This window comes from Mesobacillus selenatarsenatis SF-1, assembly GCF_000813125.1.
Classification (GTDB): Bacteria; Bacillota; Bacilli; order Bacillales; family Cytobacillaceae; genus Mesobacillus; species Mesobacillus selenatarsenatis.
The window spans coordinates 49325-64581 of record NZ_BASE01000083.1 but is presented as its reverse complement, the minus strand read 5'-3'; the positions used below and the strand labels follow the sequence as shown (position 1 = coordinate 64581).

Genomic DNA, 15257 nt, shown 5'->3' with positions numbered 1-15257 from the left:
TGGAGAGGAAACGGGTCACATAAAAAGGATATGTGTTCCCGGAGTGGGCGTTTGAAGAGGTAACGGGGCATATAAAAAGGGTTTATGTTCCCGGTTTGGGAGTGTGGAAAGAAAACGGGGCATATAAAAAGGATAAATGTTCCCGGTTTTGGTGAATGGAGAGGAAACGGGTCACATAAAAAGGATTTATGTTCCCGGAGTTGGCGTATGGAGACGGAACGGGTCACATAAAAAAGGTTTATGTTCCCGGAGTTGCCGTATGGGTGAGAAAACCGATCACATAAAATAATTTGTGCGATGTGTTGCAGTGAAAACTTCATCTGGGAATCACCTCATCACGACAAACTCAAATTGTAAGAATATTGCCATACATCTTTCACACTTTTCTTTTAGCTAAAAGCTATAATGAACCCAAATGGACTATTGCACAGGAGCCAGGATACCAGAGAGCTGATGGGGGCGATCTAATGAAGAGTTTGATTGTTTACTGCTCAACGCATGGTACGACAGCGAAAGCGGCACATCTTTTACGAAAGCAGGTTGAAGGGGACGTGATTGCCATCAACCTGGATAAGACGAAGCTTCATTCAGATTTGGAGCTGTTTGATTCGGTGATGATTGGCGGATCGATCCATGCCGGCAGCGTCCAGGGGAAAATCAAGAAATTCATGAAAGAGCATGAGGACGTGCTGCAAAGAAAGAATCTCGGCCTGTTTCTCTGCTGTATGAGGGAAGGGCAGGAAGCACACACTCAGTTTGAAAATGCATTTCCGCACATCCTGAGGGAAGCGGCAATTGCAAAAGGGTTATTCGGAGGTGAATTCATTTTTTCAAAGATGAATTTCTTCGAAAAGATCATTGCGAAAAGCGTAAGCGGATCGATGGAGGAAATTTCGCATCTCGACTTTGAATCGATCAACGAATTCGCGGCAACTTTTAATAGAAACAATAAATATTTACCTGTCTAAAAATCGGAGGCTGCTGTGGCCTTCGATTTTTTTATTTTGAGGGGCGGAAAATATTATATAATCAAATTAATTTGTTAGGGGGAGAGTGTTTTAAAAGATATGAATATTGAGCTTTTCAGGATCATCAATGACGCAGGAAAGGAATTCGAGGTTTTGAATCCGGCCATGGTCTTTATTGCTAACAATGCGATTTACCTTTTAGCGGCGGCTGTCCTTGTGTACTTGTTTAGCCGTAAGCCAGGGAACCGATTGATGGTGGTAAGCGGTCTGGCGGCGCTTTTGTTGGCAGAGATGGCCGGGAAGATTGCCGCCATGTTCTATTCAAATTACCAGCCATTTGCGACGCTTGCGGATGTCAATCAGTTGATAGACATGGAAGTGAACAACTCGTTTCCAAGCGATCATACAATTATATTTTTCACGATGGCGGTTACGTTCTGGCTGTTTAAAAGAAAGCATACATATTTATGGATTTTGCTCGCAGTGATGGTTGGTTTTTCACGGATATGGGCTGGGGTGCATTATCCGGCAGACATCGCTGTTGGCGCAATGCTTGGGTCAGCTTTTGCTTATCTTAGTTATGTAATGATCCCCAAAGTGAAGTTTATGAACAAGAATAATTTGGCAGGAAAGGAAATGTAATTTTCCCTGATTATGAAACCTTATCGCTGGGTAAACCGTACATACATAAGGATGAGCAAGAGTATTTGATTTATGCCCGTCGAAACAGTAAAATATATTCTGACAAATTTTTTTTCGGAGAGTGAATTTTTTTGGAAGTTCCCATAGGTTTAGTCATTTTATTAGGTGTTTTAATTCTTTTATCTGCCTTCTTTTCATCGGCAGAAACCGCTTTTTCCAGCGTCAATAAAATCAGGCTGCGGAATTATGTGTCCGAAGGCCGAGCTGGAAGCAAGAATGCTTTGCATATTTCCGAGAACTTCGATGATGCGTTATCTACGATTCTAGTAGGAAACAACATCGTCAATATCGCTGCGGCGAGTATCTCGTCAAAAGTAGCCGTCGACCTGTTCGGTGCTAGCACCGGTTTGATCGTAAGTACATTTGGCATGACGATTCTCATCCTGATTTTCGGTGAGATTTTGCCGAAGTCAATGGCTAAGGAAAATGCAGAGGAGTATTCGTTAAAAATTTCTGCCATTCTGTTGCTGCTGATTAAAATCCTTACCCCCGTCAACTTCGTATTCAGTAAGTTGAAGGCGTCCGTGTCGAGGATGTTCTCAAAGGGAGAAAATCAGCCGTCTGTCACCGAAGAAGAAATCAAGGTGATGGTGGACATCAGTGAAGAAGAGGGAGTCATTAATAATGAGGAAAGGGAGCTTGTGCACCGTTCCCTGGAATTTAACGATGTTCTTGTCGGTGAAGTCTTAACGCATCGAATGGATATGATTACAATCGAAGTAAACCAGTCACTCGAGGAGATCAAGCAGATTTTCATTGAAGAACGTTTTTCACGAGTGCCGGTTTATGAAGACAATATAGATAATATCATCGGATTCTTGTCCGAACGTGAATTTTTTGCCGAGTTGATCCAGAATAAAGAGGTAAATGTCCGTGAGATGCTGCGCCAGCCGATGTTCGTCGTGAAGTCGATGAAAATCGCGACCCTGCTGCCTGAACTGCAAAGGACGAAGAGCCATATGGCCATCGTCGTTGATGAATTCGGTGGAACGAGCGGCTTGATTACGCTAGAAGACATCCTTGAAGAGCTGGTCGGCGAGATTTGGGATGAGCATGATGAAAAGGTCAACATCATGACGAAGATCGATGAGAGCACGTATGAGTTCGATGCGGCCTACGATCTAGATGATTTTGCCGAATTGTTCAATGTACCGATGCCAGAGACATCGTATCATAACCTTGGCGGCTGGATTTTTGAAACCTTTGAGAGTATCCCAGTAAACGGTGATACATTTGTATATGAAACACTAAGAATCATCGTCAAGGAAGTAGAAAACCATCGTATTCGTAAAATTAAAGTAGAAATCATGCCCGTTTTAGAGGTGGAAGAATAAAAAGAAGGTGGAATCAGGCATTTCAGATGCCTGGCTCCACCTTTTTGTTATTTTACGTTGCTTTAATCATATGCTGGAAAAATTATTCTCTAAATGAGGAGCAATAATCTCACGAAGATTGCTTGCAATTGCACTGTTAAGTAAAGAGAATTGCACAAATAATAATGCTAATTGCACGAAAATGTACGAGAATTGCACCGTCTTCCTTTTATTGTAAAAGTATTAGCAGCAAGAAGTATCGCCTCCGCAGCAAGCTGCTTCGTTTTTCTCTTCTGTTTCCTGGACTTCCTTGATTTCAACACTGCAGCAATCAGACTTTGAGTTGCTGCCCATAAGGATTTTGATAAAGTTAGCCATTGATTTCACCTCCTTTCATCAAGAAAATTTGATTTATTAAACAAAGTAGAACACAAACCCAGAGACAGTGGACATCGTGATAACAGAAGCGATGAAGGCAATCACAAGCTGCTTTTTGAAAATCGACTTCAGCAGGATGACTTCAGGCAAGCTGGCACCGGCTGAACTGATCATCATCGCCATTACAGGGCCAAGGGCCATTCCTTTTAAAATCAGCATTTGCGAAATCGGAATCATGCTGGATAGCCGGATATATAATGGAATTCCAGCTATTGCTGCTACTGGAATCAGCCACCATGCATCATGCCCGAACCATTTCGTAATGATTTCAGTTGGAACAAGTCCGTGGATGACCGCACCGATTGCCGCACCGATGATCAGGTAAGGATAGACACTTTTCATCAGCGACCAGGTTTCGTCTAAAGCAAATCTCCAATTGAACTTCTGGTTCTTTTCTTCATAGCCAGACATGATGACATTTTTGACGTAACGCTGAAATCCCAGCTTATCAAGGGTAAAACCAATTGCGATAGAGAAGACACTCGTAATGACTGTGTAAATGATGGTAACCTTCCAGCCCATGACGACACCCATGATCGTTAAAATCGTTGGGTCCAGCACCGGAGAAGCGAAGAGGAAAACCATAACGATTGAAAACGGGATTTTCTTTTTCAGCATATTGACGACTACTGGAATTGTGGAGCAGGAGCAAAAGGGTGTGATAAACGCGAACAGGATGGCCGCAAAGCTGGCAAGTACTTTATTGCGTCCTGTCAGTTTCTTTTCGATTTTTTCATATGGAATGTATCCCTGTAGCAGGCTGATCGCGAAGGAAATCCCGATAAAAAGCACCGTCAATTCAAGGGCTATCCATAAAAAGCTTTTTAGAAATTCAATCATTTTCCTCTACCTTCTTCCTCAATTATTTAAGCGTTAGCTGGAACTGTGCAGCATTTAGGCTGCTGTTTTTGAGTGCGAGCTGGCCAAGGGAATCTCTTCGTTTCCGGCTGTTCAACGAACTTCCACGCGTGTCTAGCTTTCCTCTCAACTTCCTGTTGTTTTAACTGTGCCATTATTTGATAATCTTGATAAAACATGTATATCCTCTCCTTAATCAAAATATATTGATTTATTTATCAAAAAAAATTGATTAATACTTTGAAAAGTAAACCTAACAACAGTTGCTAGGTCTGAAAAGGCAGCAAAGCTCTGGAGATAATAGATGGTTGATTTCTTCGGTGTTTACTGTGTAGTAGCTCCAGGTTCCCTTTGTTTCTTTCTGGATCAGATTGGCATCAAGCAAAATTTTCAAATGATAGGATAATTTTGATTGGGGCATGTCAATCAGTTCACTTAGATCACAAACGCAGCTGGAGTCTTGCTGGCATAGAAGATTGAGAATGTGCAGGCGTTTTTGGTCGGCAAGGGCTTTGAACTTTTTCTCGTATTTTTCAAAGGTGCTCTGAAGCGGCGGTTCCTTAATGGCTTTGGAGTTATTGGTCAGGTCTGTTAAAGGAATGAATTTTTCCACTGTCAGCTCTCCTTAATCAAAATCTCTTGATATATTGTATTATATTTCCTGCAAAACCATTTTGCAACCGTTAAATCAAAAATTTTTGATTTTATTTTTTTCTTGTCAATTTACAATGCTGAAATGAATCCTTAACATAAATCTATTACCATATAATTATCAACTTATATGAAAGTCGAGGAGGATTAGGGATGCTAAAGGATCCTTGTAAGGATTACGGCTTCATGATTCAGCTTATTAGAGAGGGAAAAGGAATGTCACAGGATGAATTGGCAATGAGGACAAGGACGACTCGGAAGTTCATTCAAGATACTGAATCAGGCAAGGTGTTCCCAAGTGACGGATTCATCGCAGCTTTAGCTTCTGCTCTTGATGTATCATTCATCGAATTAAAGGAAAGAATCTGGTGTGATGAACCAGAAAAATGCGTCATATGGTAAAACCCGAATAAGGCAAATGCTATGTCAGTAAATTCCCTACAAAAGATTAGGGGATTTACTGATATTTTTTTTGCCCTAAATATCTGATGATAGGAGTGTAGTCAATGTATTTAATCGATAAGGAGGTCAAGGAAATGGATTTTCACGCATATTGGGATTATCGTGTCGCGCTTGATTTGTTTCTTGGCGGTGTTGGCATCGGAGTTTTTCTGCTAGCAGCCTATTTTAGTCTCGTATTTAAGGAAAAGTCATTCAAAGTCACAAGGCTGGGATTTATTATTGCACCGGTGCTCGTCGGACTAGGAGTGTTCGCGCTTCTCACTGAATTGGGTAAGCCATTCCGGATGCTGTCGACATTCATCAATGTCAATCCTACGTCCGTTACATCGTGGGGAGGTTTCCTTCAGACGATATTCATCCTGCTGTCTTTCGTAATCTTTTTGGTGGTATGGAAGTATAAACAAAATGCCTATCAAATGAGTCTTTTTAAAGGATTAGTAATTGCTGGTTCGGTGTTCGCACTGGCTGTGGGGATTTACCACGGACTTCTGCTTATGTCACTTGGAGTTGCGGGCTGGGCAAACGGCTTGATTCCAGTCATGTTCCTCGTTTCATCAATCCTATCCGGAAGCAGTGTCTTGATGGTTGTTGAAGCAGTTTTCATGAGATCAATCATCGGCAGGGGCAAAGAAGTATATTCAGAAACTGCTGCATCATCAGATGCTCAAGTTTTCACATACTCCAAACTATTAGTTTCGCTAGTAGGAATCCAGGCATTGCTCATCCTCACCTGGAGAATCAGCCTTAACTCAGCTGGAACAGAAGCAATCATCGCTTACCAGAATTTGATCAGCCACTTTGGGGTGTACTGGTGGATCCTTGTCGTAGCGATCGGGCTAGTGATCCCCCTTACGATTGCTGGCTATTCAACACTGAAAAAAATAAAAATGAACTTCTATACAGCAATGATTTTTACTGCGGTGGTTTTGATCGGAAGCTATGCCTTCAAGCATATCATCCTTTATTCAGGCCAGATTCCGCTGGCTGGATTGTAATCGATTTGAAAAAGGAGGTCTTTCAAAATGGGAATTTCACGTAGAGGTTTTATAAAAGCATCTGCAGTAACAGGAGCAACTGTTGCAGGTTTATCAGCGAACAAACCAATGCTCACTGCATTTTCTGAAACAGACAAAAAAGAACAAATAGCTGAAAGTGGAAAATGGCTGGCATCAACCTGCCAGGGATGTACAACATGGTGTCCTGTTCAGGTGTATGTCGAAAATGGCAGAGCGATCAAGGTAAGAGGAAACCCTAACTCTAAAGGTAACCACGGCAAAATCTGTCCTAGACCGCATCTGGCCATCCAACAGCTGTATGATCCAGACAGAGTCAAGGTTCCGATGAAGCGGACTAATCCGAAAAAAGGACGAAACGAAGATCCGAAGTTTGTGCCAATCAGCTGGGAAGAGGCAATTGATGCGGTTACCGATAAAATGATGGAATTGCGCAAGAGTCATGAAACACATAAATTTGCGCTATTCAGAGGGCGTTATACCGGCGCTGCTGACATTTTTTATAAAGCATTGCCGACCATTTTCGGGTCACCAAACAATATTTCACACAGTGCGATTTGTGCAGAAGCAGAGAAGTTGGGACCTTATGTTACGGAAGCATTCTGGGATTATCGTGATTATGATCTAGAGCACACAAGATATGTCATCATGTGGAGCACGGATCCAGTATCTTCTAATCGTCAAGTACCACATGCAATCAGCATGTTCGGAAAAGTCCTGGATCAGGCAAAAGTCGCTGTCATCGATCCTCGTCTTTCCGCAACAGCTTCCAAGGCCGATGAGTGGCTGCCAGTCATTCCAGGCCAGGACGGAGCATTGGTATCTGCCATTGCCCACGTAATTTTAAAAGAAGGAATCTGGAACCGTGAATTTGTCGGTGATTTCAAGGACGGCGAAAATCTATTCGCAAAAGGATCAGCCGTTGATGAAGCTGCTTTTGAAGAAAACAAGACGTACGGAATCGTAAAATGGTGGAATCTTGAACTGAAGGATCGTACACCTGAGTGGGCTGCTGAAATTTCTGGTGTACCGGCAGAGCAGATTTACCGTGTTGCCAGGGATTTCGCTGAGGCAGCACCGAGAGCCATTTCATGGCTTGCACCAGGTTCTGCGATGCAGATTCGCGGCGGCTATACTTCCATGGGCGCACATGCGTTAAATGCCCTTGTAGGATCTATCGAGAATATCGGCGGTACGAACCGCGGTGAAAAAGTTCCATTGGAGTCAATTCCTGAACTAGATTCTTATTTAGATGAAATAGCCAAGAAGGGTAAGAAGCACGAAAAAATAGACCAGCGGGGCCGGATTCAGTTCCCTGCATTCGCGAAAGGTGAACTGCACAAGGGTGTAGTCACAAATAATGTAGCTGATGGAATCCTGAATGAGGATCCATACGACATCAAAATGGCAATTGGATATTGGAATAACTTCGTCTTCTCTTGTACCGGAGCACAGCGATGGGAAAAGGCGATGGAAAAAATCCCGTTCTATGTACACATTACGGTAAACCCGGCGGAAATGACCCAGTATGCAGACATTGTTTTACCTGCCTGCCACCAGCTTTTCGAAAGATGGGGAGTTATAAAGAGCAAGCAAAACATGAATGCTTACGGTTCAATTCAACAGCCAGTAATTGAACCACTATGGGATTGCAAGGTGGATGAGACAGAAATTGGGTGGCTGATCGCAGAAAGCTTTGCGAAAAAAGGTTTCTCCAATTTATACGATTATTATCGAAATGAATTTACCGATCCGGAAACAGGTAAGAAGGCAACAAATGAAAAAGAGTTCAATTTAGTTGCTACGAAGTTTTTATCGAAAAAACTCTGGGATCCATCTGAAGAGAAGAAGGGCGACCAAATCAGCAGCTGGCAGGAATTTGTCGACGTGGGCGTCTGGAACGCGAAACGGACACCATATAAGAAGCACTGGGAAGAGGGCTTCGAAACGGCATCAACAAAATTCGAATTTTACAGTGAAACGTTGAAAGGCCTGTTAGATGAGCACGCGAAAGGCCATAACACCAGCATCGACAAAGTAATGGAAGCGATGAAGTATGAGGCAAGAGGCGATCTTGCTTTCGTTCCACACTATGAAGAACCGATTCGTTATGGTGATGAAAAGGAATTCCCGCTTATCTTCACTGAACATCGTTCACGACTCAATCGTGAAGGCCGCTCCGCCAATACAACCTGGTACCAGGAATTCAAGGATGCCGATCCGGGGGATGAAAAATGGGATGACGTAATCAAAATCAATCCGATAGATTGCAAGAAATATGGAGTCAAGTCAGGCGACAGAGTTAAGGTGACATCAGTACAGGGCTCCATAGAAGTAACAGTAAAAGAGTGGGAAGGAACAAGACCAGGAGTTGCGGTTAAGTGCTACGGCCAGGGGCACTGGGCGTATGGAAGAATCGCAACGATGGATTACCAGAAAAAAATCGCCCGCGGAGGCAATAATAACGAAATCCTGCCGAGCGATTATGAACATTTAAGCGGTTCAACTGCCCGTCATGGCGGCATAGCCCGAATCAAAATCGAAAAAATATAATCTGCTGGAGGTGTGAAAAATGACTAAATACGGAATGGTAATAGATTTGCATAAATGTGTAGGCTGTTCTGGATGTTCGATCGCCTGCAAAAATGAGAATAACGTAGATACTGGAATGTTTTGGGCTCATTACTTCCATGAAACGAAAGGGAGCTTTCCGAACGTAAACTACAAATATGTCCCGACTCTCTGCAATCACTGTGAAGATGCAGCTTGTGTAAGGGTTTGTCCGACACAGGCGATGTACAAGGATGAGAACGGACTGACCCTCCATGATCCGGATAAATGCATTGGCTGTAAAAGCTGTATGCAAGCTTGTCCTTACGGAGTTATCAATTTCAATAAAAACAAACCGCATCGCCGCTGGGAAGAAACGGCAGCTGCCATCAAGGGCGGCACAGCAACCAGTAAAGAACTGCAAGAAAGAACTGGTCAGGAACTGCCTTACTACAATGCGGATCGTGCCTTCACTTATGAAGGCATCAGAAGCAAGGGAATCGTTGAGAAATGTACTTTCTGTGACCATAGAATCAAAGATAATTTGAGACCTTACTGTGTTGAGTCCTGCCCGGCTGATGCGCGGACATTTGGGGATTTGGATGATCCAAGCAGTGACATCAACAAGGTGCTGGCCCAGTACAGCAGCCAAGTCTTGAAACCGGAAAAGGGTACGAAGCCAAGAGTATTCTATGTTCGGGGATAAAAGCAAGGGAGTGGTTTAAATGGTCACGATGCAGACTGATTCTTTGATTTCAAAGCGGGCGGAGATATACCGATTGCTGTCGTTAATGTATAAAGAACCTGGTGAAGACCTAAGTCTTTTTGTTCATCTTCTCAAAGAGACATTAAAGGAAATGGATGATGAAGCACTTTTAAAAATAAGTGATGAGATGAACGGCATAGTCGCGGATGAAAATCAGAGTCTTACAGATTACGAGATTGAATACGCCAGACTGTTTGTTGGACCATTTAAACTCCTGGCACCTCCTTACTCCTCTATTTATCTAGAGGATAAGTGGGAAGTCATGGGGAGGTCCACCCAAACCATCGAATCGTTTTATCAGCGCGGCGGACTTTGTGTCCAGTCGATGCATTCAAAACCAGCAGATCATATTAGCATCCAGTTTGAGTTCATTTATTATTTGAATTACAAACTGATTGAAACAGGCGATTTGGAGTATCTAGAACTACAGAAAGAGTTCTTGTATAGAATCCTGACCCATTGGATTCCAAAATTCAATGCCGCTATCCAGGAACATGCGGAACTGGCAATCTATAAACATCTCGGCAATCTCACCGAAAGGTTCATCCAGCTGGATTATTCATCGTTGTAAAAAATGGATTGGAGGGACAGGGCAATGTTATTAGTGGATCATCTTATGACAAAATGGCTTGAAGCAAAACGGCTGAAGGTTGACTCACAGCGCTGCGTGCGCACAAGGAACCGCTTCTCGACTTGCAGCAAATGCACTGATGCTTGTCCTGTTTCTGCCATTTCCCTAGAGAATGGGTTCAGCGTGCTGGAGGATGCATGCACAGAATGTATGGAATGCACATCCGTATGTCCATCCGAAGCCCTATATGATGAGAAATACCTTTCCTATTTCACCGAAATGCCCAGCAGGGAAGTTATCTCTTTTTCTTGCGATCATGATCGAAGCAATGAATCACATATCAGGCTAGCGTGCCTTGCTCAGCTCGACTCGAGCCTGCTGATGCACGCATTCCAAAACAGCAGCCACGTGAATGTGCAGTTCCGCGAAGAAAGGTGCAGACAGTGCAGCAAATATAATGAAAACCTTATGACTTCGATTAAAGAAACCATTGATAATTTCAACAGCATGCGCACTCAAGAAGTCGAGGTTACTTTTAACGACAAAAGCCAAAGCGATAAAATGGAAAGAAGCTATACCCGCAGGGACCTGATCACTTTTTTCTCGAAAAAGATGACGAATAAGGTTGTTTCGCCGCTGATTCCAGAGGAGGAAGAAATTCGAAGTTTGAGGGTTTCTCTAAAAAAAGGCCCAATGGCCACGGTCTATCATCGGATTCTTGATAAAAACAAAAACAATTTGCATTCCTATCAAACTCCTGACAACCTGAAGACCATGCAGCTTGCATTCACTGAAACGTGCAATGGCTGTGGAGCATGTTTCCGGGTTTGTGCAACAGGTGCTTTGCAATTCACTGATGATGACGAAACCGTCAAGGCTGTGTTTCAGCCGATGCTCTGCAATGGCTGTGGGTCATGTATCGATCTGTGCAGGATAAAAGGACTGGAAAGAATCGACGACGATTTAGATTTAAAACAATTCCTTGCGAATCAGGAGCAGACCATATTTTATCGAAAATATAAGGACTGCGGCCAATGTGGCGAGCAGCATCTGAGTTCCTCGGCGTATTGCGATGAATGTGAAGGAAACATCACTGTATAAAGGATGTGAATGCTTTCGAATATCGGTATCCCTGGGTTGATTATCATACTGGTATTAGCTCTGATGATTTTTGGGCCGAAAAAATTGCCGGAAATCGGCAGGGCAGTTGGCAACACGTTAAAGGAATTCAAGAAAGCGACGAAAGAACTGGCAGCAGATGAAATAGAAGAAGTGAAAAAAGAAGCTAAAACCGATCATGCATAAACTCCGGCAGCGCCATGATTTGGGGCTGTTTTTTTTGTCTATTTTGTGTTGTTTTCATGCGAAGCCTCTTTTTACAAGGTAGCCACGATATAATTTATACGAACGTATCCAACACGATTGATGGAGGGTAAAAACATGGTAATCAGGGCTTATATGATTCCTATTTTATTTATACTTTTGATCAGCGGCTGCCAACAAGGAGTACAGCAGTCAAATATCACTCTTTATACTGATAAAGCAGAAGCTTCTCCATCCAAAGAAATCGATCCCCACCAAGAAAAAATCACTGTTGCGCTTGCTTCGGTCATCTCTCCTAAAGCTTCCCTATCAAAATATGATTATCTGCTAGAGTACATCGAATCCCAAATCGGCAAGAAGGTTGAGATTGTCCAGCGACAGACATATCAGGAAGTAGATAGCATGCTGAGGAGGGGTGAAGTGAATTTCGCCTTCATATGTTCCCTTTCTTATGTCATCGGACTGGAAAAAGGATATATTTTGGATGTAGCAGCGCCGGTTGTGAACGGAAGGGCTTTATATCAGTCGTACACAATCGTCAATCAGAACAGTCCCTATCAGAACTTGGATGATTTGAAGGGCAAGAAATTTGCTTATACAGACCCCTATTCTTATACAGGCAGATTGAGTATGTTAAGCCAATTGGATAAGAAGGCAGAAACCTCAGAACATTTTTTTGGTAAAACTTATTTTACCTATAGCCATGACTATTCGGTAAAAGCGGTTGAATTGGGGATTGTCGATGGTGCAACCGTGGATGGTGCCATGTTTGACCAGATGCTAGCGACAGAACCTGAATTGAGTGCGCACATCAGGGTCATTGGAACGGGAGATGAAGCTGGAACTCCGCCGGTTGTCGCCTCAAAAAAAGTCGACCCAAAGAAAGTTGAAATCTTTTCTGAGATATTATTCAATCTGAGAAATCACCCTGAGGGCAGGCAATTGTTGAAGGAACTGGGTGTGGATCGGTATGTGCCAATCAAACAGCAGGACTATCAAGTAATCAGACAGGATTTATATCTGTTGGGTGAAAGCCTATGAAAAAGCTGAAGCAAAGGTTAATCGATTTTTTATCGAGTGTTTCGATTGAGCTTAAAATCTATGGAATGGTCTTGATTGTCGTCCTGATGGTGACAGTCATCAGTCTGATTGTCGTACGGATATCAATATCCAATACACTGACAATGCAAATTGAAGACCGTGCCAAATCGATTAGCAGCGATATTGCCTCAAGAAGTGTGGACCCTCTGCTGACCCACAATATTTTCGCATTGCAGAGCCTTATTAATGACACAATGAATAGCTATGAGGATATTGAATATATCTTCGTTTTGAATAAAGACGGTGAAGTGGTTGTCCACTCTAAAGAAAAAGGTTTTATCAGCCAGGATCTAGTAAAAGCAAATCAAGTGAAGTCTGAAGGTTCCATGCTTGAGACCAGCAGTAAGAAGCTTTCTACTGACAAGGGTGTGATCCTGGATTCCGCCTCACCGATATTCCCTGACTTAGGCGGCACGGTTAGGGCGGGGTTGACTGAACAATCTCTTGAAGAGGCGTTAATGAAGGTAACAAACCAGATGATTTTCACGATGATCGGAGTCATGTTATTATCTGGGATCATTGTCTTTGGACTGACAAGAATACTGACGATCCCGATTTCGAACCTTGTCCATTTGACCAATAAGGTCTATTCGGGAAACCTCACAGAAAGGATTCGCACCTATCCGAAAGATGAGATCGGAAAATTGACTGCTTCATTCAACAAAATGCTAGATTCTCTGCAGAAATCGGAAAGGGATAAAGAAGTATATATCGAAAAAATAAAAAATCGAAACAAGGAACTTACCTTGTTGAACAGTTTGTCCCAGAACCTCAAAGAGCACGTCCAGCTAGAAGAAACGCTTCAGTCATTTGTTCAGCAATTGGTCCATGAACTTGATTTGAAAAGTGCCTTCATCGAAATCGATTGGAAGGAAACGAAGGAGAGATACTTTAATCATTCCTCTTCATGTGCGATCCGTTGCACCCATCTCAATTCAGATCTTTATACATGCTCAAGGTCGGAGAAGGAAGTATATGCCTTTCCGTTGAAAACCGGAAAAGGAAATGACATCGGAAAAATCATCATCTGCAGCACTTCAAGGCTGGATGAAACATTTCTTAAAATTCTTACCTCACTGGCTTCTCAGTTATCTGTATCCATAGAGAACCTTGAGCTATGGAAAGAGGTCAAGAAAAAAGAAGAAATCCGCCTTATGCTATTGGAAAAAATCATTCATGTACAAGAAGATGAACGGAAGAGAATCGCAAGGGAACTTCATGATGAAACGAGTCACTCCCTGTCTTCAATGTTAGTGGAGTTGAAGCTGCTAGAAGAAGGCGATGAAAGGCAAAAACAAAGAACGATTGAAACACTAAGGTCGCTCGTCCGGCAAACGATTGAAGAAGTCCATCATATGGCGTGGCAGCTCAGGCCGAGCATTCTTGATAAATTTGGGCTCAAGGTAGCAATTGAACGATATGTAGAGGAATTCAGGAAGTCTACGAATATCGATGCTGATCTCGTGATAAACGGGAGCTTTAAATCCTTGAATCCAGGACTGGAAACTGCGATATTCAGGCTTGTACAGGAATCGCTCACAAATATTACCAAATATGCAAAAGCAGAAAACGTCAGCATCATTGTTCTTTCATCAGGCCAGCAGGTTTCGGTGGTCATTGAAGATGATGGTGTGGGTTTTGATACCCAATCGGTGCTGGGAAATGATCCTTCAAAAGAACACCTTGGCCTGCTTGGGATGCATGAAAGAATTGCGCTATTGAATGGAACGCTTCATATTGAATCTGCAATTGGCGAGGGAACGACGATTTTAGCAAAAGTTCCTCTCTTAACGGATAGGAGTGAAGTCAATGTCAGCTAAATTATTCATAGTCGACGACCATCCTGTGTTTCGCGCCGGCTTAAAAACAATCCTGATGAGCGAAAGTGACTTCGAAATTATCGGTGAGGCTCAATCCGGCGAAGAAGCATTGCAAAAACTAAAGGAAATAGAGCCGGATATCATCGTTATGGATATCAGCATGCCGGGGAAAGACGGGATTGAAACAACGAAAGAAATCCGGAAATCAAACACTAAAGTAAAAATCCTGCTGTTGACGATGTTTTCTGATGAAGCCTATCTGAAGGAAGGGCTTGCAGCCGGTGCCCAGGGCTATGTTTTAAAAAGAGCGGTTGATACGGAACTGATTAACGCGATCAGAATCGTGTTAAACGGAGAGCATTATATTTATCCGACCCTGATTCCTTATCTCTATAAGCAGGCAGATGAGAAGGTTGAAGCGTCAGAAAATGATAAACCTCACCTAAGCCAGCGTGAGACAGAGGTATTGAAACTAATTGCCCTGGGCTATACGCAGAGGGAAATCAGTGAAGAATTGTTCGTATCCATCAAAACGGTGGAAACCTATAAAACGAGGATCATGGAGAAGATTGGGGCAACGAAAAGATCCGCGCTTGTTAAATATGCTATCAAGCATAATTTAATTTCGTATGATTAAGACAATAACTTGGCCGGCAGTGAAAAATCGCTGCCGGCTTTTACATGTCATAAAGTGTTCAAAAACAAAACTACAAAACTAGAA

17 protein-coding genes are annotated in these 15257 nt (G+C 42.8%); 13 read left to right on the top strand and 4 right to left on the bottom strand.

Annotated elements, in window-relative coordinates; translation table 11 throughout:
* Positions 1–467 precede the first annotated feature (467 nt).
* From TY49_RS17190 to TY49_RS17180, 3 genes are all read left to right on the top strand, one after another.
* Positions 468–968 (top strand): flavodoxin domain-containing protein, encoded by a 501-nt coding sequence (locus tag TY49_RS17190; protein WP_041967133.1) that lies wholly within the window; start codon positions 468–470, stop codon positions 966–968.
* Between the two features lie 99 nt (positions 969–1067).
* Positions 1068–1610: an undecaprenyl-diphosphatase gene (locus tag TY49_RS17185; RefSeq protein ID WP_041967132.1), complete on the top strand. Its 543-nt coding sequence runs from the start codon at positions 1068–1070 to the stop codon at positions 1608–1610.
* 131 nt (positions 1611–1741) lie between these two features.
* Entirely contained in the window at positions 1742–3004 is a 1263-nt protein-coding gene (locus TY49_RS17180) for a hemolysin family protein (protein WP_041967131.1), read from the top strand.
* A 222-nt stretch (positions 3005–3226) separates the two neighbouring features.
* Here TY49_RS17180 and TY49_RS25445 read toward each other — a convergent pair whose 3' ends face one another.
* The 4 genes from TY49_RS25445 to TY49_RS17170 all read right to left on the bottom strand — a co-directional run bounded on the left by TY49_RS25445 (position 3227) and on the right by TY49_RS17170 (position 4844).
* The gene (locus TY49_RS25445) at positions 3227–3361 is read right to left on the bottom strand and encodes a hypothetical protein (RefSeq protein WP_269745761.1); all 135 of its coding nucleotides are present in this window, start codon (positions 3359–3361) and stop codon (positions 3227–3229) included.
* Between the two features lie 36 nt (positions 3362–3397).
* Positions 3398–4261: a permease gene (locus TY49_RS17175; RefSeq protein ID WP_041967130.1), complete on the bottom strand. Its 864-nt coding sequence runs from the start codon at positions 4259–4261 to the stop codon at positions 3398–3400.
* Between the two features lie 26 nt (positions 4262–4287).
* Positions 4288–4458, bottom strand: a complete 171-nt coding sequence (locus TY49_RS24760) for a hypothetical protein (RefSeq protein ID WP_156972716.1) — start codon at positions 4456–4458, stop codon at positions 4288–4290.
* Positions 4459–4532: 74 nt separating this feature from the next.
* On the bottom strand, positions 4533–4844 hold the full coding sequence (locus TY49_RS17170) for an ArsR/SmtB family transcription factor (protein ID WP_041967144.1): 312 nt from the start codon (positions 4842–4844) through the stop codon (positions 4533–4535).
* Between the two features lie 239 nt (positions 4845–5083).
* Here TY49_RS17170 and TY49_RS17165 point away from each other — a divergent pair, with 239 nt between their 5' ends.
* From TY49_RS17165 to TY49_RS17120, 10 genes are all read left to right on the top strand, one after another.
* Entirely contained in the window at positions 5084–5332 is a 249-nt protein-coding gene (locus TY49_RS17165; protein WP_041967129.1) for a helix-turn-helix domain-containing protein, read from the top strand.
* 104 nt (positions 5333–5436) lie between these two features.
* Positions 5437–6387, top strand: coding sequence for an NrfD/PsrC family molybdoenzyme membrane anchor subunit (gene nrfD / locus TY49_RS17160; protein ID WP_232310476.1), 951 nt, complete (start codon positions 5437–5439; stop codon positions 6385–6387).
* Between the two features lie 27 nt (positions 6388–6414).
* Positions 6415–8958: a molybdopterin-dependent oxidoreductase gene (locus TY49_RS17155; protein WP_041967128.1), complete on the top strand. Its 2544-nt coding sequence runs from the start codon at positions 6415–6417 to the stop codon at positions 8956–8958.
* A gap of 19 nt (positions 8959–8977) precedes the next feature.
* Positions 8978–9661, top strand: coding sequence for a 4Fe-4S dicluster domain-containing protein (locus tag TY49_RS17150; protein ID WP_041967127.1), 684 nt, complete (start codon positions 8978–8980; stop codon positions 9659–9661).
* Positions 9662–9680: 19 nt separating this feature from the next.
* Positions 9681–10292, top strand: coding sequence for a TorD/DmsD family molecular chaperone (locus tag TY49_RS17145; protein WP_041967126.1), 612 nt, complete (start codon positions 9681–9683; stop codon positions 10290–10292).
* Positions 10293–10316: 24 nt separating this feature from the next.
* A complete protein-coding gene (locus TY49_RS17140; protein ID WP_041967125.1) occupies positions 10317–11393 on the top strand; it encodes a 4Fe-4S dicluster domain-containing protein in 1077 nt (358 codons plus the stop codon).
* 9 nt (positions 11394–11402) lie between these two features.
* Positions 11403–11597 carry a twin-arginine translocase TatA/TatE family subunit gene (locus tag TY49_RS17135; protein ID WP_023625864.1) on the top strand — a complete coding sequence of 65 codons (195 nt, stop codon included), beginning with the start codon at positions 11403–11405 and terminating at the stop codon, positions 11595–11597.
* Positions 11598–11732: 135 nt separating this feature from the next.
* Positions 11733–12656, top strand: a complete 924-nt coding sequence (locus TY49_RS17130; RefSeq protein ID WP_052442222.1) for a substrate-binding domain-containing protein — start codon at positions 11733–11735, stop codon at positions 12654–12656.
* The gene (locus TY49_RS23985; RefSeq protein WP_052442221.1) at positions 12653–14536 is read left to right on the top strand and encodes a histidine kinase; all 1884 of its coding nucleotides are present in this window, start codon (positions 12653–12655) and stop codon (positions 14534–14536) included. Before TY49_RS17130 ends, TY49_RS23985 begins: the two co-directional genes overlap by 4 nt.
* Positions 14526–15173, top strand: coding sequence for a response regulator transcription factor (locus tag TY49_RS17120; protein ID WP_041967124.1), 648 nt, complete (start codon positions 14526–14528; stop codon positions 15171–15173). The genes TY49_RS23985 and TY49_RS17120 overlap by 11 nt, the downstream gene beginning before the upstream one ends.
* Positions 15174–15257: the final 84 nt, after the last annotated feature.